17 protein-coding genes are annotated in these 19,596 nt (G+C 34.5%); 6 read left to right on the top strand and 11 right to left on the bottom strand.

Translation table 11 applies throughout. The features are described 5' to 3' along the window. The first annotated feature begins 175 nt into the window (after nucleotides 1-175). Complete coding sequence (locus ACWA1F_RS06235; RefSeq protein WP_456892501.1) at nucleotides 176-1,297, top strand: hypothetical protein; 1,122 nt, start codon at nucleotides 176-178, stop codon at nucleotides 1,295-1,297. 9 nt (nucleotides 1,298-1,306) lie between these two features. Next, nucleotides 1,307-2,068 carry a porin family protein gene (locus ACWA1F_RS06230; RefSeq protein ID WP_456892499.1) on the top strand — a complete coding sequence of 254 codons (762 nt, stop codon included), beginning with the start codon at nucleotides 1,307-1,309 and terminating at the stop codon, nucleotides 2,066-2,068. 540 nt (nucleotides 2,069-2,608) lie between these two features. Here ACWA1F_RS06230 and ACWA1F_RS06225 read toward each other — a convergent pair. The 5 genes from ACWA1F_RS06225 to ACWA1F_RS06205 are packed head-to-tail and all read right to left on the bottom strand — an operon-like array spanning nucleotide 2,609 to nucleotide 9,178. Continuing rightward, nucleotides 2,609-3,202: a chemotaxis protein CheB gene (locus tag ACWA1F_RS06225; RefSeq protein ID WP_456892497.1), complete on the bottom strand. Its 594-nt coding sequence runs from the start codon at nucleotides 3,200-3,202 to the stop codon at nucleotides 2,609-2,611. Next, nucleotides 3,181-3,993, bottom strand: a complete 813-nt coding sequence (locus tag ACWA1F_RS06220; RefSeq protein ID WP_456892495.1) for a CheR family methyltransferase — start codon at nucleotides 3,991-3,993, stop codon at nucleotides 3,181-3,183. Before ACWA1F_RS06220 ends, ACWA1F_RS06225 begins: the two co-directional genes overlap by 22 nt. A gap of 7 nt (nucleotides 3,994-4,000) precedes the next feature. After that, entirely contained in the window at nucleotides 4,001-4,348 is a 348-nt protein-coding gene (locus ACWA1F_RS06215) for a response regulator (RefSeq protein WP_456892493.1), read from the bottom strand. A 34-nt stretch (nucleotides 4,349-4,382) separates the two neighbouring features. Next, a complete protein-coding gene (locus ACWA1F_RS06210) occupies nucleotides 4,383-7,949 on the bottom strand; it encodes a response regulator (protein WP_306157920.1) in 3,567 nt (1,188 codons plus the stop codon). A gap of 11 nt (nucleotides 7,950-7,960) precedes the next feature. Next, entirely contained in the window at nucleotides 7,961-9,178 is a 1,218-nt protein-coding gene (locus tag ACWA1F_RS06205; protein WP_306157918.1) for a hybrid sensor histidine kinase/response regulator, read from the bottom strand. A 389-nt stretch (nucleotides 9,179-9,567) separates the two neighbouring features. Here ACWA1F_RS06205 and ACWA1F_RS06200 point away from each other — a divergent pair, with 389 nt between their 5' ends. Continuing rightward, complete coding sequence (locus ACWA1F_RS06200) at nucleotides 9,568-10,413, top strand: SDR family oxidoreductase (protein WP_306157916.1); 846 nt, start codon at nucleotides 9,568-9,570, stop codon at nucleotides 10,411-10,413. 239 nt (nucleotides 10,414-10,652) lie between these two features. Then, nucleotides 10,653-10,913: a SemiSWEET family sugar transporter gene (locus ACWA1F_RS06195; RefSeq protein ID WP_306157914.1), complete on the top strand. Its 261-nt coding sequence runs from the start codon at nucleotides 10,653-10,655 to the stop codon at nucleotides 10,911-10,913. A 68-nt stretch (nucleotides 10,914-10,981) separates the two neighbouring features. Here the strand turns inward: ACWA1F_RS06195 and ACWA1F_RS06190 are convergent, their stop codons facing one another. Next, nucleotides 10,982-11,794: a hypothetical protein gene (locus tag ACWA1F_RS06190; protein ID WP_456892489.1), complete on the bottom strand. Its 813-nt coding sequence runs from the start codon at nucleotides 11,792-11,794 to the stop codon at nucleotides 10,982-10,984. Between the two features lie 452 nt (nucleotides 11,795-12,246). Beyond that, nucleotides 12,247-12,588: a hypothetical protein gene (locus tag ACWA1F_RS06185; RefSeq protein WP_456892487.1), complete on the bottom strand. Its 342-nt coding sequence runs from the start codon at nucleotides 12,586-12,588 to the stop codon at nucleotides 12,247-12,249. A 212-nt stretch (nucleotides 12,589-12,800) separates the two neighbouring features. Between ACWA1F_RS06185 and ACWA1F_RS06180 the strand changes: the two genes are divergently transcribed. Beyond that, entirely contained in the window at nucleotides 12,801-15,626 is a 2,826-nt protein-coding gene (locus ACWA1F_RS06180) for a PAS domain-containing sensor histidine kinase (RefSeq protein WP_456892486.1), read from the top strand. Here ACWA1F_RS06180 and ACWA1F_RS06175 read toward each other — a convergent pair. Beyond that, nucleotides 15,616-16,047, bottom strand: coding sequence for a response regulator (locus tag ACWA1F_RS06175; protein WP_456892484.1), 432 nt, complete (start codon nucleotides 16,045-16,047; stop codon nucleotides 15,616-15,618). The genes ACWA1F_RS06180 and ACWA1F_RS06175 overlap by 11 nt on opposite strands. Nucleotides 16,048-16,281: 234 nt before the next feature. Between ACWA1F_RS06175 and ACWA1F_RS06170 the strand changes: the two genes are divergently transcribed. Next, the gene (locus ACWA1F_RS06170) at nucleotides 16,282-16,782 is read left to right on the top strand and encodes a pyridoxamine 5'-phosphate oxidase family protein (RefSeq protein ID WP_456892482.1); all 501 of its coding nucleotides are present in this window, start codon (nucleotides 16,282-16,284) and stop codon (nucleotides 16,780-16,782) included. A 602-nt stretch (nucleotides 16,783-17,384) separates the two neighbouring features. Here ACWA1F_RS06170 and ACWA1F_RS06165 read toward each other — a convergent pair. The 3 genes from ACWA1F_RS06165 to ACWA1F_RS06155 all read right to left on the bottom strand — a co-directional run bounded on the left by ACWA1F_RS06165 (nucleotide 17,385) and on the right by ACWA1F_RS06155 (nucleotide 19,509). Then, nucleotides 17,385-18,098 carry a DUF72 domain-containing protein gene (locus ACWA1F_RS06165; protein WP_456892480.1) on the bottom strand — a complete coding sequence of 238 codons (714 nt, stop codon included), beginning with the start codon at nucleotides 18,096-18,098 and terminating at the stop codon, nucleotides 17,385-17,387. Then, complete coding sequence (locus tag ACWA1F_RS06160) at nucleotides 18,095-18,826, bottom strand: DNA-formamidopyrimidine glycosylase family protein (protein ID WP_456892478.1); 732 nt, start codon at nucleotides 18,824-18,826, stop codon at nucleotides 18,095-18,097. The genes ACWA1F_RS06165 and ACWA1F_RS06160 overlap by 4 nt, the downstream gene beginning before the upstream one ends. Before the next feature lie 65 nt (nucleotides 18,827-18,891). Further along, the gene (locus ACWA1F_RS06155) at nucleotides 18,892-19,509 is read right to left on the bottom strand and encodes a YciE/YciF ferroxidase family protein (RefSeq protein ID WP_456892476.1); all 618 of its coding nucleotides are present in this window, start codon (nucleotides 19,507-19,509) and stop codon (nucleotides 18,892-18,894) included. Nucleotides 19,510-19,596: the final 87 nt, after the last annotated feature.

Raw genomic sequence — 19,596 nt, 5'->3', positions numbered from 1 at the left:
AAAAAAAAGAATTAACTTTAACACTATAAACATGATAAATTTATTCCAAATTCTTTTTCAATTTTAAAATTTCCTATACACCTGTAAAATCAAAATAAGCCCGAATTTCCTCAGAATACATTAGTACAGATTTTATTTACGCAGTTTTATTAATTAATTTTATAACAGTATAATAATGAAATGTAATTCACTAATATCAGCCTTATTATTTTTATGCAGCTTGCAAATTTCCGCACAGGTTTACACCGATAAAATTGTGGGCAAAAAAAATGAAGAATTAAAAGACAGTTTAAAAATTGCCAATTATCCCTACGCTTTACCGATCTGGGGAGAAAAAGTGGCTCAAAAAGGATATAAACTCCCCTATTCTGCGGGACTCTCAATAAATTATTTTTGGCAGGATTCTGAAATTGTGATCAACGATTTGCAAGTTGGTTTTAACAATGGACCACTTTATAATCTGGACGAAATTGTTCGTTTCGATAAATCCTCTGTAGAAGCCGGTGCATTAACGATTCGCCCTGATATTTGGCTGCTTCCATTTTTAAACATCTACGGAATTTTTGGAAAAGCGAATACCGCTACAAAAATTAATGCTGGAATCTATATTCCTGATGCAGACAATAACTGGTCGCAGATTGCACATTTTAGCACAAAAGCCAATTTTAATGCTACCACATTTGGTTTCGGAATGACTCCAACAGTCGGTATTGGCGGTGGCTGGCTGGCTTTGGATATGAATATGGCATGGACAGATATTAGTTCACTCGATAAACCCGCTTTTTCTTATGTTTTTGGTCCGCGTTTAGGAAAGACATTTAAATTACATGATCCCGAAAAAAATATTGCTGTTTGGGTTGGAGCATTCAGAGTGCACATTAATGGTGACACAAACGGAAATATTCCGCTTTCTGAAATTTTTGACTTGACAAATGCCCAGACAAAAGTGGATGATGGTTTAGAAAAAGTTTCTGAAAATCAGCAGAAAGTTGATACTTGGTGGGATGGACTTACGCCGACAGAACAAAAAAATCCAGCAAATGTTGTCAAACATAATACTGCCAACAGAGCTTTAGAAAGCGCTGGAAATTTCCTGGCAACTTTAGATGGCGCTTTAAGTACTGCAGGTAATTCTTCTGTACAATATTCTCTTCAGAAAAGGCCGAAAGATATGTGGAATTTCATCATCGGATCTCAATTCCAATATAATAAACACATTATGTTTAGGGTTGAAGCTGGTTTCTTAGGAAGCCGTACGCAAGCTTTAGGAGGCATTCAATATCGTTTTGGACTATAATCTAATGATATGAAAAAAGTTCTATTTGTACTTTTCATGCTGTTTTCGATAAATCAGCTGCAGTCTCAAGTATTGATTTCCTTAATATTTGGAGACAAACTCAATTCGGAGTTTTTGGAATTTGGTCTTGAGGGCGGCGTTAACTTTTCTACCATTTCGAACATGGGTTCTTCTGCGGCCAATCCAGGGTTTAATCTTGGGTTTTATTTTGATATTCGATCAAGAAAAAATCCTGCTTGGATGATTAATACAGGAGTAATTGTAAAATCGCCTATGGGTGCAAAAGGTATTCCTGTTTATTCTTTGAATGATGAAAATCTGGACAATACTTTTGCGGGCGGAAGGGTAAATCGTGAAATTCGGTATTTTAATGTTCCGATATTGATTAAATACCAATTTAAAAACAATATTTATCTTAAAGCGGGGCCTCAGTTTGGTTTGCTTGCCAAAGCTTTTGATGAGTTTAAGAACGAAATAAACGATAACGATGTTATTTACAAAAAGAAAATCCGAGATCAGATTCATGTAATTGATGCCGGAATTGCAGTAGGAACTGGTTATCATTTAAACGTTGGAAACGGCTTAAATCTTACTGTTCAATATTATTATGGGCTTGTAACGGTAATGAAAGGAGATGGTCCAAATAACCAATACAACCGATCGCTGTATGTTACTGCGGGAATTCCTATTGGCAAAGGAAAAGCTGCACAGAAAAGAGCCGAAGAAAAGGCAGAATTTAATAAAGTGATTTTGCCTGAAGATGAGAAATAAACTTTAGCTTATTGGAACACGTATAAAACGGATTTGCTTTGCAAAAACGCGGACAAAAACGGATTTTTTAAATCTTAAAAATTTAAACCGCTCATTAGAAGTCCAGATATAAAAGAATCCGAAGGATTCAAATCTTTATAGCACATAATTCCTACCGAAGATATGTGACTCCGAAGGAGTCATACTCAGACCAAACATAAATTCTATAAACATTTGAATCCTTCGGATTCTTTTGCTTTACACAAATTGCATTTTTAAATAAGCATCAAGGAGTTACTGTATTTTGGACACGGATAAAACGGATTTGCAATGCAAAAACGCGGATAAAAACGGATTTTTTAAATCTTAAAAATTAAAACCGCTCATTCGAAGTCCATATATAAAAGAATCCGAAGGATTCAAATCTTTGTAGCACATAATTCCCACCGAAGATATGTGACTCCGAGGGAGTCATACTCAGACCAAACATAAATTTCTATAAACATTTGAATCCTTCGGATTCTTTTGCTTTACACTAATTGCATTTTTAAATAAGTATACTCAAGGAGTTACTGTATTAATCTCTTTTATAAATTCAAGAATTTCTTCTGTATTTAAAATAAAATCGGGAGCGGTATGTAAAATGGCATTATTGGGCATAAAAGACATTTCTGCAGAAAGCGGATTTTGTACAACTGTAATTCCACCAGCTGCTTTAATGGCTCTTAATCCTACTGTTCCGTCAGAATTGGAACCCGAAAGTAAAATTCCGACCAACTGATTACCGTATATTTCTGCAGCCGACTCAAAAGATACATCTATACTTGGTCTGCTGTAATTTATTTTTTCTGAAGTGTCTAATGACAGAGTTTCGTTTTTTTCGAATAACATATGGTAATTGGAAGGCGCAATGTAGATAAAGCCTGGTATTAGTTTTACTTTGTCTTCTACTTCTTTTACTTGTATCTTAGATTTTAAAGCGATTAAAGCTTCTAAAGTTTGTTCGTCTGAGTGTTTTCTGTGAACCACAATTACAATCGCAAAGGAAAGTGGTTTTTCTACAAAAGGCAAAATTTGCAATAATGCCTGTAGACTTCCTGCTGACCCGCCAATTATAACTGCTTTACAATTTTTTATTCTTTTACTTTCCTCCATATTTTCTCTTTAGCAAACTGTTTATATTTGGTTTGAGATATAGAATATTTTATAGTTTCTTTTGTTCCGAGCGCCAAAAAACCGAGAACAGACAAGCTGTCATCAAATAGATTAACGACTCGTTTCTGCAGATTATTATCAAAATAAATTAAAACATTGCGGCACAAAATGAGGTCAAATTCATTAAACGAAGTGTCTGAAACCAGATTGTGCTGCGAGAAAACCATTTTCTCAGAAAGATTTTCGTTAAACTTTGCAAAGCCGTAGTTGGCAATATAATAATCGGAGAAATCCTGCTGACCGCCTGCATCGCGATAATTATCGGCATAATCTTTTATCATTCGCAACGGAAAAATACCACTTTTGGCCGTTTCTAGCACCGACGCGTTGATGTCTGTTGCATACAATATCGATTTATGCAGCAAACCCTCTTCTTTGAGCATAATCGCCATAGAATATACTTCTTCTCCTGTAGAACATCCTGCATGCCAGATACGGATAAATGGTTTAGTTCCTAACAATGGAAGGATTTCTTTGCGGAGCGTGAGATAAAATGACGGATCGCGAAACATCTCAGTTACGTTAACCGTTATTTCATCAATCATTCTTTTGCAATATTCTGGATCAGTACGGACTTTAGATAGAAACTCATGAAAATGTTTAAATCCATCTAAATAAAAAACGCGGTTTACGCGTCTTTTAAGCGAGGCTCTGGAATAGCTTCCAAAATCAAAACCGTAATATTCGTAAACATCATTTATAAGAGTTTCTAATTCAATATCTTCAATCATAATTCATTTAAATTTCTTCTAAAATCCGAAGTAATTTATCAACATCTACTGGTTTTGAGATGTAGGCATCTGCTCCTGCTTCTATACATTTTTCTCTATCTCCTGACATGGCCTGTGCCGTTACGGCAATTACCAATGTCGATTTTTGTGATGGAATTTCCTTTATAAGCGGAATTGCCTCGTAACCATCCATTTCCGGCATCATCATATCTATTAAAACTGCATCTATAGATGAGTCTTCTTTTAATATTTTTAGAGCTTCTTCGGCGCTTAGACAAGATACACAGTCATACGATTTTGCTTTTAAGGTATTTACCAAAGCAAAAATATTCCTAGAATCATCATCTACTATCAATACGCGTTTTTTTCCCATTTACAGCTTTTTAAAATTAGATTTTATCATACAGCCACACTCTCAACAACGATAATAACTGGTCTACATCTACAGGTTTTGTAATGTAATCTGAGGCTCCTGCCCTAATACATTTTTCCCTGTCGCCAGTCATAGCTTTGGCCGTTACAGCTATCACTGCTAAGTTAAGAAATTTAGGATTACTTCTTATCTTTTCGGCTGTTTCATAACCGTCCATATTTGGCATCATCATATCGAGCAATACCACGTCTGTGTCTGGATTTTCATCTAAAATTTTAATGGCTTCTTTTCCGTCAAAAGCCGTAATTACATTCATTTTAAATGCTTCTAAAGCTTTCGAAAGAGAATATATATTTCGTACATCATCATCTACAATTAATACTTTTTTCTCAAACAGAATATTATTCAGCGAATTCAGCTTTTTGTGATTTTCTTTTTTAGCGTTTCCTTCTTTCTTTTCTTCTACCAAATGAAGGAAAAGTGAAACCTCATCAAGCATTCTTTGGTACGAATGTGCCGTTTTAACGATAATAGAATCGGCGTATTTTCTAATTTTTAATTCTTCTTTTACAGAAAGGCTTTTTCCTGTAAAGACAATTACGGGCAGATTTTCTAATCCTGGGCTTTTCTTTACGCCGTCTAGAATTTCGTAAGCCTGTTTGTCTGGAATTCCCATATCCAAAATCACGCAGTCTACTTCTTCTTTGCCCAAAGCCGATAATCCTTCTGAAACTTCGCTTTTAATTTCAGAATTAATATTATAGTTTTCTAAGAAATAAGCCAATGCTTTTGCATGTTTCGGGTTGTCTTCAATAATTAAAACCTTTTGAGATTCTTTGTTGATGATATGCTCGATACGTGTAAAAACTTCTGGAATCTTGTCAAATGCCACTGGCTTGTCTAAGAAATCTACAGCTCCTTTCAGCAGACTTTCTTGTTTCAATTTGTGCGATGACATGATATGTACCGAAATATGCTTGGTTTGAGAATGATTTTTCAATTCTTCCAAAACCTGCCAACCGCTCTTAATTGGCAACTCAATATCCAGTAAAATTCCGATTGGCTTGTAAATTAAAGCAAAATTTAAAGCATAATCTCCTCTTACCGCGACAACGCCTTTATAGCCTTTTTTCTGTGTAAAAGCCAGCAAAGATTTAGCAAAACTAATATCGTCTTCTACAATCAAGATCACTTTATCGCCTTCTACAATCGAATCTCTATCGTCTTCAATTTCAGCTGGTATAACCTCGCTAATGTATTTTGGCTTGTTATCTGTTTCTTCTGTTACTTCTTCAAAAACTTCTTCTTCCTGTCTAGTATTAACCGAAATTTTATTTAAAGCCATTCCCAAAACTGGAAGACATAACGTAAACGTACTTCCTTCATTTACTTTACTGTGCAATGTAATTTCTCCTCGAAGCAGTTTTGCCAATTCACGGCTAATTGATAATCCTAAACCAGTTCCTCCGTATTTACGTTTCGTTGAACCGTCTGCTTGTTGGAAAGCTTCAAAAATTAAAGGCTGTTTTTCTAACGGAATTCCGATTCCAGTATCTTTTACAATGAAGCAAATCTCTTTGTCATTATCTGAATTTACTTTTATTTCTAGGCTTACTGTTCCTTTTTCAGTAAATTTAATAGCATTCGAAATCAGGTTTTTCAGAATCTGCTCCAAACGCATTTTATCTGTTTTGATAACGATTGGCGCTTCTTTAGCAATGATTTCAAAATTGATGTTTTTCTCTTTTGCAATCAGATAAAATAAATTATGAAGGCTGTCTGTAATTTCTTTTGTCGAAACATCCAAGAATTCCAGATCCATTTTACCCGCTTCAATTTTAGATAAATCCAGAATTTCGTCAATTAATCCTAACAAACTGTTTCCTGAACTCTGAATTACTTTTGCAAATTCAATTTCTTCATTGTTCATCGTTTGGTTGTTATTTTCAGATAGCAAACGGCTCAATAATAAAATCGAGTTCAGTGGCGTTCTCAGCTCGTGCGACATATTCGCCAAAAATTCTGACTTGTAGCGTGTTGTTAATTCTAAAGCTTCTGATTTTTTCTGAATTTCTGTGTTTTTTTCTTCTAATAAAACACTTCTTTCAGACAATTCCTCGTTGGTCTGCTCCAATTCTTCCTGCTGAACGCGAAGTTCTTCTTCTGATGCCTGCAGTTTTTCAGTCTGCGCTTCCAATTCAGCATTTATGGCTTCCAATTCGCTGTGCTGAATCTGTAATTCTTCTGACTGTGATTTGGTTTCTTCCAGAAGTTCTAAAACGCGTTTACGGTTTTGAGTCGCTTTTAAAGCAATTCCGATATTGTTGGCCACTAAGTTTAAAAATTCCAATTGCAGTACAGAAAAACCATAAATACTGGCCAATTCAACCGCTCCTTCAATCTTAAAGTCCATTAGCGGAAGCGCCACTATATGCGTTGGTTTAATTTCTCCCAATGCATAATTGATCTGTATATTATCTGCTGAAAATGATTTCAATTCGAGCATTTTCCCAGAAACGATTGCCTGCCCAATTAAACCTTCGCCTTTTTTAATTCTTTCTCTGCTTTTGCTCGGAATATAGCTGTAACCGCCAGAAATGGCCATTTCTTCTCCATCAACAACATACAAAACTCCAGCGCTGGCATTGGTATATTGGCACAAAAATTCTATGATATCTTTAGATAATTTCTGAATCGTTTTTTCGCCCAGCATTTTATCATTCAGAGTGGCAACACCCGACTGAAGCCATTCTTTTTGCGTCAGCAAGTCGAAAGACGTTTTTAGCGAATCTTTCATTTCATGTATAGAAGCTCCAAGAGCGCCCAAAGTATCGGCTTTTCTATCATCGATCTGTACATCGTAATTTCCTTTGGTAATTTGGGCTGCAATTCCGCCAATTACTTGAAGTCTTTCTGCTATATCTTTGTCTTTTCTTTCTAATTCTTTTTGCAGTAAAGTTCTTTCGTTATAATCTTTTAAAATTCTGATTAAGAAAACAATAGAAATAAGAAAAGCAATAAAAAAGGCCACTACAATTAAAGCCAAACTGTAATTACCGTAACGTTCTGAATTTGAATTGCGTTCTTCTAAAAGTTTCTGTTCTGTGTTTTCAACTTTTTTGATGATCGCTCTCATGTCGTTCATCATATTTCGGCCTTCATTCAAGTCGAAAATGAGGGTTTCTTTGCTTAAGCGTTTTTTTACAATCTGATTGTTTAGATATTTAAAGAAACCGGAACGCTTCTCACGCAATTCGTCTAGTAATTTTCTTTGCGAAGGATTATCAGTCGTCAGTTCGTCCAATTTGTCAAAGTAATTATTTGATCTATTTTCAGCATCCGAAAATCGATCTACAAACTGTTCGTCGCCCGTAAGCAGATACCCTCTCATACTGGTTTGAGCTTCGGTAATAATAGAAGAACCTTCGTTTAGGTTGTAGATTACATCTTGAGTATGATTGACCCAAAAATTACTGCTTAATAGACTTTTAATACTAATAAAAGAAGCAACCGAACTAATTGTAAGTACAAACAGTGAAACTAGCGAGCTGATTAATAAATTTCTTTTAAAATTACCATTCATATATTTCTAAATTATTTTAATTCGTATTTCAAAGGTAGCACAATTATAAAACTTGCGCCCTCGCCTGGTTTACTTTTGGCTGTGATAAGTCCGTTGTGTTTTTCTATAATTTTTTTGGCGATTGCCAGTCCAATTCCTGTTCCTTCATAAGATTGGCGGTCATTTAAACTTTGGAAAATGATAAAAATTCGATCCAGATAAATTTCGTCAAAACCAATTCCGTTGTCTTTCACCACAATTCTGCAAAATTTACCTTCAGGAGAACTCGGACTGTCGATTGCTTTATCTAAAATGATTTCAGAAGTAATTTCGATTACAGCTTTATCATCGCTAGAAAATTTCAGGGCATTTCCAATTAGATTCTGAAAAACCTGACGCATCTGACTCGGAATACTGTCTACGGTTGGAAGTTCGTTGGTTTTTATTGTGGCATTTTTGCGTTCGATCAAATAATCAAAATCTCCCAAGACTTCCTGCAATACCACATTTAAATCGGTTTTTTCAGGTTTTACCTGAGCCGAAAGTCTAGAATAAGCCAGAAGATCGGTAATTAAAGTTTGCATTCTTTCTGCAGATTTTATCGTTCGATCCACATAATCGATAGCTTTGTCGTCTGCTTTTAAGTAAAGGTCTTTTATAATTTTGATAAAGATTTGAATTTTTCTAATCGGCTCATTTAAATCGTGCGATACTACCCAAGAAAACTGCTGTAATTCGTGATTTCTAAGTTCCAGTTCCTCATTTTTCTGAACCAGTTCTTTTGTTCGTTCCGCAATTTTAATTTCAAGGTTGTCCTGCGCTTCTTTTCTAATTTTTATTTCTTTAGAAAGCAGGTCTTTCATCGCTTTCAGTTCGTTTTGCTGCTCGTAAATTTTAATGAAGGTTTTTACTTTGAGTATCAGCAAATCGCTATCTACAGGCTTCGTAATGTATTCAACAGCACCTGTTTCATAACCTTTAAAGATATATTTTTTCTCGGTATTAAGTGCCGAAAGAAAGATAACGGGAATATCTTTTGTGCGTTTGTTTCCAGAAAGAATTTTTACTACCTCAAATCCATCGAGTCCTGGCATTTGAACGTCCATGATGATGAGACAGTAATCTGTTTTTAGGATTTTTTTGAGAGCTTCTTCTCCAGATTCGGCACTATCAACATCGATATTATGCAGCTCTAATGTTTTCTTCAGGGCAATAATATTGGCCCTTATATCGTCTACAATTAATACCATGTCGGATAGCTAAATCGGTTGTAATTCAAAATAATTTGTTTTTTAAATAATCGTAAAAATTTTCCTATTTTTTACACAAATTGCAAAATGAGCTGCAAAAAATTGGCGCGGAAATTCTCAAATGTATAAAAAAAATAACGGGCAGGTTTTTTATTTAAATCGAAAATAGTTACAAAATTCCCATCTTTTGTATTTCAATTGAATGTTCTGGGTGATTGCTAACTTATTAGAAATTTCCTATTATTATTAGTATTGGATAAAACTCATGTATTTTCATACACAATTGCCATTTTGTTTTTAATTGAGGCAAATAAAATATCTTTTAAGACAATCGAAATTTTAGTTAAGAGCTAATTTTAAATAGCATAAAAGCATAAAAAGAAAGAATCATGAAAAAGAAACAGACATTTCCCGAACAAAAACAAAATCTTCCGGGAAACGAACATAAGATGAATCCGGAACCAGAAATTATTCGAGAGAATTATACTGGAAGCGGTAAATTATTAGGAAAAACAGCTTTTATAACTGGAGGGGACAGCGGTATCGGAAGAAGTGTTGCTGTACATTTTGCAAGAGAGGGCGCTAATATTGCCATTGTGTATTTAAAAGAAGATAAAGATGCCCTTGAAACCAAAGCGATGATTGAAAAAGAAGGGCAGCAATGTCTTTTGATAAGCGGAGATTTAAAAGATGAAAAATTTTGTCAAACTGCAGTAAAAAAATGCCATACTACTTTTAAAAGCCTAAATATCCTGGTGAATAATGCTGCCACTCAATTTCCGCAAAAAGAATTGGAAAAGATTACGAGCGCACAGCTTAAAAAGACATTTGAGACTAATATTTACCCTTATTTTTATATTACCAAAGCGGCATTGGCATTTTTAAAAGAAGGCGATGCGATAATCAATACCACTTCTGTAACTGCTTTTCGCGGAAGCGAACATTTAGCCGATTACGCGAGTACCAAAGGAGCGATCGTAAGTTTTACACGTTCGCTTTCTACAATGCTAGCGAAGAAAAAAATCCGCGTTAATGGCGTTGCTCCTGGACCAATTTGGACACCTTTAATCGTAGCAAGCTTTGATAAATTATCTGATTTTGGAAAAGACAATCCGATGGAAAGAGCCGGTCAGCCTTCTGAAGTCGCGCCGGCGTATGTTTTTCTGGCGTGCGAAGACAGCAGTTATATTACTGGGCAATTTATTCATATAAACGGTGGGGAGCTAGTTGGCTGAGTTTTTTAAGCTACTAAGGCGCTGAGAATGCTAAGCTAAAGTTTTTTACTGTGCGCATATTTTAACGCAAAGAGCGCAAAGGTTTTACGCAAAGTACGCTGAGGATTTTTAGTGTTTGCTAGCAAAATTAAGAACGCAAAGCATGTCCGCAAAAATGACCAACCAAACGCCTAACAGTTTACAAAAAAAAAACTTTGCCCTTTGTCTCTTTGCAACTCTGTCACTTAAAAACAAAAAAAATGAACTACATCGACATCATAGGACTTTTTGCGGGAGCTTGTATTACAATATCTACAATTCCGCAAATTATAAAGGTTTGGAAAACCAAGAAAGTAAAAGAAATTTCGCTTCGAATGTTCAGTATTTTAACGTTCGGAATCTCAGTTTGGATTGTTTACGGAATTCTAAAAAAAGATCTTCCAATAATTATTACAAACAGCATTTCTTTGGTCTTAAATTTAATCATGGTTTATTTTATCATTTACTATGAAAAAGAATAAGTTCTAAAAAGAAAAAAAACAGCTCGATCGAAGCTGTTTTTTTGAAAGTGAAGAATATGGTATGCTTACTAGCTAGCTAATTTTTGGTTGTACGGGTCTAATTCCAAATTGTATTTTCGAGATTGCAAGTTTCGCTTTAAAAAATGCACTGGCGCTGCAATTGCGGTTAATTTGATAGGCGATAGTTTTTTGATTTCGTCTAATTGTTTTACTGCAAAGTTTAAAATAGGCTCAAACATTGTAAAATAATTATAACTATGTTGCGCTATCTCTAATTCCAAAACCTCACGAAGAATACTTCTCATTAACAAATAACGAATTGCACCTTGATTTGGGATTCTTTTAAGTTCCTGAAATTTCTCCCCTATTTTATGATTTTCATCTCCTATGTAAATATAATTTCCAGAATTGCTTGTAAATATTTTTTTAACCTGAGAAACAAAATCAATTTCTTTATTTTCGACTGTTGTTGGCATTCCGATTATAGAGAATTGAATTTGCTGATGACTCTGAAAATACAATACGCTATTGATCGTAGAAGAATTGCTCATAATACCCGATTGCTGTTTTTTAAGACAATGAGTAGCTCCATCGGCACCAAAACTATGCAATACATTTCCTTTCTCGCAATACGCAAAAAACACAGGCGAAAATGGATTGGATTCGATGCTTAAACTAACTTCTTGATTAAAAGTCAAGTCAAAATTTAAATACGTCATTTCTTTTTCAAAACGAACTCCAGAAATGCTTCCGTTTGCCCATTTCGATTTAAATATCAATTTGTATTCGTTGGCAGTAATCAATAAGTCACCGCCGAAACTCTCTTTCAGATTAGTAAAAACAGCATCAAAGCTTCCTGTATTTAAGTAAAGTTTTTTCATTATTTCGGTTTGGTTAATAAAGCGGGAATTTGTACAAAACTCACCTTTGATTGTTATCTCAATTTCTTAATCCAAATTTCGTTCATATTGTCAGTCAATTCCTTATACAATTTTGAGGAGATATTTCATTATTCTAAGGTTCAAAGTTGCAGAGAGGCAAAGTGACAAAGTTTTTACTTTGCAAACTTTGCAAAGGTTCAAAAGTTGCAGAGAGAGAAAGCGACAAAGTTTTTCAAGTCAAGTTTTACTTTGTCCCTTTGCAACTTTGTCCCTTTGCGACTTTCAAAAAAAAGCAGCTGCTCCAAATAAATTTGAAACAACTGCTCATCAGCAAAATAAAAATACCAATCTATTTTTATTCTTTTAAGGTGTTAAGATTTTGAGCTTCTACGACAGTAAGAATAGTACTTAGTATCTTAGCAACTCAGAAGCTCAGAAGCTTAGAAGCTTTTTTATGTTAACTCGTTTACGTCTGAATTTTTAGAGTAATTGGCTTTCGGAATGTCTTTAAAAAATTCTGCTTCTTCTAAATCTGCCGTTGGGCCGTATCCTAATAAATGAGTTCCTTTTCCGCCGTCTTTAGTTTCGATAATATATAAAATCGACATATCATCTGGATCACTCATTCCTTCATAGCGATGATGTGCCACAATAAATATGTCTTGTGGTTTATAAGATACTTTACTTTGAGAATCTATCAGGCGGTCATTTTCAAATAAATAATTTACTGTATATCCTTCCTCCTGATATCTTTTTATATTATCGGTTTCGTGTTTAGAATCTTCCCTTTTCATTGCTTTTTATTTTTATCTTTTATTCAAATTTCCGCATAGAAAAATGATAAAATTAACTCTAACGATTTTAATCTTGCCTCATTCAAAATCGCATTTCTGCGGATATTTATTTTTTACTAATTTTAATAAAGCTTAATCTAAAAAAACAAACATTACCGATTTAAAGTAATGAAAAACGACCTGTTAAACAGGAACATAAAAATACCATTTGAATGAGTTACAACAATTATGATTTTTTGGCCAATGGAGGAGAAATGGGTGAACTTATCCGTGTCAAAGATTGGAATAAAACAGCTATGGGACCAGTTGAATCTTGGCCTCAAAGCCTCCGTACTACTTTAGGAATTCTTCTAAACTCTAAATTTCCTATGTTTTTGTTTTGGGGGCCAGATCATATTTGTTTCTACAATGATGCCTATCGTCCTAGTTTAGGAAATAATGGCAAACATCCTTCTATTCTGGGAGAAAAAGGTGCTGACTATTGGCCTGAAATCTGGGATTTTATTAAACCTCTCATAGATCAGGTATTGCAAAAAGGCGATTCGACTTGGCATGAAGATCAATTATTGCCTATTTATAGAAATGGAAAATTGGAAGATGTGTACTGGACATTTAGCAATAGTCCTGTACATGATGAGAATGGAAAAGTAGCTGGAGTTCTCGTAATTTGCAATGAGACAACCCATCAGGTTTTGACGCGTACAAGGCTTGAAGAAAGTGAAAAACGCTTTAAAGACATTGTAAAACAGCTTCCAGTCGGAATTGGAATTCTAAAAGGACCAGATCTGATTGTGGAAATGGCCAATGAAACGTATCTTCATATTATTGACAAGGAGGAAAACGAAATTTTAAACAAACCCATTTTTGATTCAGTTCCAGAAGCAGAGGAAACGGTTTTTCCTTTACTAAAGAAAGTCTATGAAACTGGAATTCCGTATTATACTGACGAATTACCAGTTAATTTAAATCGTTATAACAAGCAAGAATTGGGCTATTTTAATCTCGTTTTTTATCCGTTAAAAGATGAAAATGAAATTATTAACGGCGTTATTGTTGTCTCTTATGAAGTTACTGAAGAAGTAAAAGGAAGGCATCTTCTTAAAGAAAGCGAAAAAGCTTTTCGCGATATTGTAATTGACTCGCCAATTGCAATGGCGATCTTTAGAGGAAAAGATTTTATTATCGAAATGGCCAATAAAGCAATGATGTACAATATCTGGCAAAAGGAAGAAAAAGATTGTATTGGCATTCCTTTATTAGAAGTTTTTCCTGAATTGCAACAGCAAAAATACCCTGAATTACTGCAGGAAGTTTTGGTAAACGGAAAGACAATTCGCGAAAATGAAGCCGTTGCTTATGTTGATATTAATGATAAATTAAAGAAATTCTATCTCGATTACCAATACACTCCACTCTACGAAAAAGACGGACAGGCTTCGGGAATTATGTGTACTGTATATGACGTCACTTCTAAAGTAAAAGCTAGAAAAAAAGTGGAAACTGCAGAAGAGAGAGTTCGATTGGCAGCTGAAATTGGCGAAATTGCGATGTGGGACTTAAATCTTAAAACTAAAAAACTAATCTACAGCGATACTATTCTCGACATTTTTGGCTTTGAGAAAAACAGCAAAATTGTACATCAAGATATTCGAAGCCGCATATTTCCAGAAGATGAACATATTGTTGCTGAAGCTTTTGCTAAAGCGCTTAAAAATGGAATTTATAAATATGAAGCTCGAATTTTAAAAGTAAACAATTCTATTGGCTGGATTAAAGTTCATGGTAAAATCTTTTTTGATGAAAATAAAGAGCCCTCTAAAATGGTCGGCACTTTGATGGATTTTACTACCGAAAAACAAAATCAGCATGTTTTGATGAAAAGCGAAAAAAAATTCAGGCTCCTCGCCGACTCTATGCCGCAGTTGATCTGGACGAGCGATACGCTGGGAAATTTAAATTATTTTAATCAAACGATTTACAATTATTCTGGATTGTCTAAAGAAGAAATTGAGAAAAATGGCTGGCTGCAGATTGTGCATCCTGACGATCGAGAAGAAAATGTCAAACTCTGGATGGAATCGGTTAAAACAGGGCATGATTTTCTTTTTATTCACCGATTTAAGCGTTATGATGGCGAATACAGATGGCAGCTTAGCCGTGCAATTGCCCAAATGGACGAGTCGGGAAAGATTCAGATGTGGGTGGGAACAAGCACGGATATAGAAGAGCAAAAAAACTTTACCAATCAGTTGGAAGAACAAATTATCGAACGTACCACGCAGCTGGAATTGAAAAACCGCGATTTGGTCAATATGAATATTGAATTGCAGTCGTTTGCTTATATTTCAAGCCATGACCTTCAAGAGCCTTTGAGAAAAATCCAAACTTTTGCCAGCCGTTTGGCCGATTTGGATGAACAGAATATTTCGGCAAATGCCAAAGCGTATTTAAATAGAATTGAGTTTTCGGCAAAGAAAATGCAGAATCTCATACAAGATTTATTGACTTATTCTAGAGCCAATTCTGCCGACCGCGTTTTTTCGAGAGTTAAAATAGATGAAGTTGCAGAAGAAGTAATAAGCGATTTTTCGGATCGAATTGAAGAAAAAAATGCTGTTGTAGAATATCACGATTTAGGAGAAGCCATTCTTATACAGTTTCAGTTTAGACAGCTGCTTCATAATTTGGTCGAAAATGCGTTGAAATTTTCTCGTCCAGGCGTTGCTCCAATAGTAAAAATTTCGGTTACTGAAGTGGAAGGGAAATTATTGCCGAATGCTGAATTTAAAGATAAAATCTACCATCATCTTCAAGTTACAGATAATGGAATTGGTTTTGAATTGGAGTACAAAGAAAAAATCTTTGAAGTTTTTCAGCGCTTGAATACGGAAAGCGAATATCGCGGAACGGGAATTGGTCTTGCCATTGTCAAGAAAATCGTAGAAAACCATAAAGGCTTTATAACGGTTTCTAGTGAAAAAGGCAAAGGTTCGGTTTTTAATATTTACATTCCCGATCTATCTGAAATCAGTATCTAAAAACAAAATTAGATTGGTTCGGAATAAATTTTTGCCAGTCAATTTGCATAGCGTGCTCAATTGATTTTATAATGTCATTCATTAAAATGGGTTTCGTAATAAAGCAATTGGCACCTAGCTTACGGCATTTTTCGATAATACCAGGTTCGCTTGAAGTAGAATAAATTACAACGGGAATATCTTTTCTATAGTCTGAATTTCGAAGTTCTTCTAAAACATCAAATCCATTTTTTCCTGGCATATTCAAATCCAAAAAAACGACATAAGGTGTTGCAGGCGGATTAAAAATGGCATTTAAGAAATTTTCGCCTGCAGAAAATGTTTGAAGATTAATATTTTGAGGTATACTTTCTACGGCATCAGCAAAAATACACAAATCATCTTCGTCGTCGTCAGTATAAAAAATAGTAAAATCAATCATCGTCTTTTTGGCTTAGAAATTTATCTTTCAAAGATAGTGCAATTTTTTATGTAACAAAAAGGTACTAGCCCAATTTCTTACAAAACGGTACAAATTGAAATCTCATAATTTCTAAGTTGAATTATATAAGCTAAAAAAGGACAAAAAGAGCCAACTTTACTGGTATCTATTTTAAGGCAAATAAAACATTATTTGTCAAACAATTAAATATAAAAAACTTAAAAATATAGCATTATGGGCGATCATAAAGACCTTACAGATGAATTTGCAGTAGATAAAATAAAAGATCTAGCTGAGCATATTAAAACGTGTATGTTTTGTACCTATAAAGAATACAAAATACAATCTCGACCAATGTCGGTTCAGAAAATTGATGATTTAGGACAGCTTTGGTTTTTATCTGACCGAAACAGCGGTCAGAATGCTGAAATTACTCAGAATCCGATGGTAGAAATCTTCTTTTCAGAACCACATGATAAGTTTTTAACCCTTCACGGAACAGCAAGTATTTCGTATGATAGAAAAACTATTGAAGAATTATATAATCCAGCAGTAAAAATCTGGATGCCAGGAGGTGTTGATGATCCGAATCTGAGTGTAATAAAAGTGGTTCCTGAAGATGGTTACTACTGGAATAACAAAAACGGAAAAATGGTAGCGATTGCTAAAATGACCGCTGCCTTAATAACAGGAAAAACAATGGATGACGGAATTGAAGGAAGTCTGAAATTGTAAATTATTGATTTTTTTTAACCGCAAAGAGCGCAGAGGTTTACGAAAGTTCGCAAAGAATTTCCCTGCTCTCTTTGTGGTTATTTTTTTGCTTTTGCGCATAATTTTGTTTCTTCGCAGATTTAAATACTCAATATTGCGCATAATTTTTGTTTCACGCAGATTTAGCAGATAATGCAGATTTTTATTGCGCTGAAGAGATTTTTGCAGATTTCTAAATATCCAATTGCGCAGGTTTTGTTTCACGCAGATTTAGCAGATGATGCAGATTTTTATTGTGTTGAAGAGATTTTTGCAGATTTTTAATCTGCATAATTTTTAACTGTAATAAAATCTCCTTAATCTGCTAAATCTGCGGGAAAAATTTTCTTTGCTTTGCGTTTATTTCTGCCACAGATTAGAAAGAAAATCTGCGTAAATTTTTCAGCAGCAATAAAAATCCCAAAAATCTGCAATCCCGATAGCTATCGGGAGCGTGAAAAAAATATTCACAAAGCTTAAGGACAACAGCTTTGCGAACTTTTTCAACGCAAAAATTAAGTTTTCAAAATAAAAAAAACCTTAGCGCACTTTGCGTTAAAAAAAAACTCACAGCAAAAAATAAACTAATCAGCCATTCTTTTCAATTCTAAAGCATTCAGAATGCCTGCTTCACTCGCAGTATTATTAAAATAGACAAATCCTTTCTTCAAACGAATTTGACGATGCACATGCTGCAATTCCTCTGTAGAATAACTCGAATGAAATAATCTCGGAATTCCATGAAAACGCATATAAAATAGCGGAAAATCTTTGAAAATAGTTTCAGGAAGATTCGGATAACTCACGCTACAAAACGTAATATTGTTTTCTTTAAATGAATTCCAAACCTCATCATTCCACCAGCTTTCGTGTCGAAACTCTATCACATTTTTAAAATCGTAATTTAAAATTCCAATAATAGCATCCAATTTTTCTCTGCTAAAAGCATAACTTGGCGGAAACTGAAATAAAATCGCGGCGAGTTTGTCCTTCATTCCCTCCTTGCAAACCGCGTAAAATTCATTTAAACGGCTTTCGCAGTCTATCAGTTTTTTGATATGCGTGATTTCTTTCGGCACTTTGACCGAAAACAAAAAAGACTCTGGCGTTTTATTATACCAATTTTGGAAAATGCGAACGGTTGGAAATTTATAAAAACTTCCATTAAACTCGTACGTATCGAAGTGATGGCAATAAAACTCAAACCATTTTTTGGAAGGAAGATTATGAGGATAAAAAACATTCTTCCAAAAACTGTTATAAAAGCTGGAACATCCTATTATGACTTGATTTTTCATTTGTATAATTGTTGGCAGTTAGTGCAGAAAAAACTTCTGCGTTTACGGGCTCCAGTCTGTTTCTTCTCAAACGGAAGATTGCATCTTAAACAGGTCGTTTTGGTATAAGCTTCCCAATGCTTTTTAAGTTCAAACTTTTTCTTCCAGTACAAAAATTCAAAACTATAAATCGAACATTCAGCAATAAGCTGGCTTTTTATGTGAGGCGGAATTTTTTCTACAATCGATTCTGGATGAACATAACAGCGGTACAAAACTTCATTTTTAATAATGTTGCCTACTCCAGAAAAAATATCCTGATCTAAAATTACATCGCAGATCATTTTTTCGGGTTGCTTTTCCATACTTGTCTGAGCTTTCTTCGGATCCCAATTTTCATTCATTACATCAACACTCCAATCGTAATGCGAATTGACATCACCTTCTAGAATTTTGATGGAGCAAGTGTAAAAATTAAGTTCTCCGCTTTTAAAAACCAGACTTAGCCTTGGTTTGGAAGTTTTTCGCTCGTTTATTCGGTAAGTTCCAAACATGAGCATGTGGATTTTTACTGTAAAAGAATCAAAACAGATTAAGAAATGTTTTCCCCAGGTTTTAAAAGCAATAATGGTTTGATTTTCTAGACGAGAAATATCAATAGAAGTATTTCCAGATACAGAAATTATTTTCTGTCCGGTAAACTGCTGCACTTCTTCTTTTAAGATTACTATAGACGGACCTTCGGGCATATACTAAAATTTATAAACTAAAAAGTGCAGTATGAGAACTGCACTTTTATTTCTTTCTTAGGGCTTTATTCAATTTCGGCAGCCTCAAGATTTACTGCACTAACAGCAACTTCTGTAAGTGTTTTATCTGCGCCTTTCTCTTCATCGAGCGTTTGTTCTAATAAAGTAGCGGCTTCTGCAAGACCTAACGTTTCAGCAAATTGTCTCAAAGTACCATAAGTTGCAATTTCGTAGTGCTCAATTTTCTGACTTGCAGCAATAATTCCGGCATCACGCACAACTCCTAATTCGGTTTCTTCCAGCATTCCTTTTGCTTCTTCGATTAAACCCTCCATAGCATCGCATTTTTTTGCTGTTGCTTTTTGACCGATAATTTTAAATACTTCTTCTAAACGAACAATTTGTTCTTCTGTTTCTGTCAAATGATTGTCAATTGCATCTTTCAATTCAACAGAAGAAGCATTTTTAACCATCACAGGCAAGGCTTTTGTCAAGGCTTTTTCTGCCCAGTAAATATCTTTTAATCCGTCTTCAAATAATTCAGTTAAACCTGAAGCGGCATTTGATTTTGGTTTTGTAACTCCTCTTGGTGTGGTTTCTTTTGAAGCAGCTGTTTTAGTTGCTGTACTTTTTGCAGTAGTTGATTTTGCAGTAGTTGTTTTTTTACTATCTGTAGTTTTCATGGTAATAATTTTTTAATGATTAATATGATGATAAAATTACAGCCTCTGCTTTGGAAGGGGTTATAAGATTTCAACTTAAAATTCTAT

It is taken from the genome of Flavobacterium erigeronis (assembly GCF_054075165.1).
Note: the sequence above shows the minus strand (reverse complement) of the source record. Positions and strands in the feature narration are given on the sequence as shown.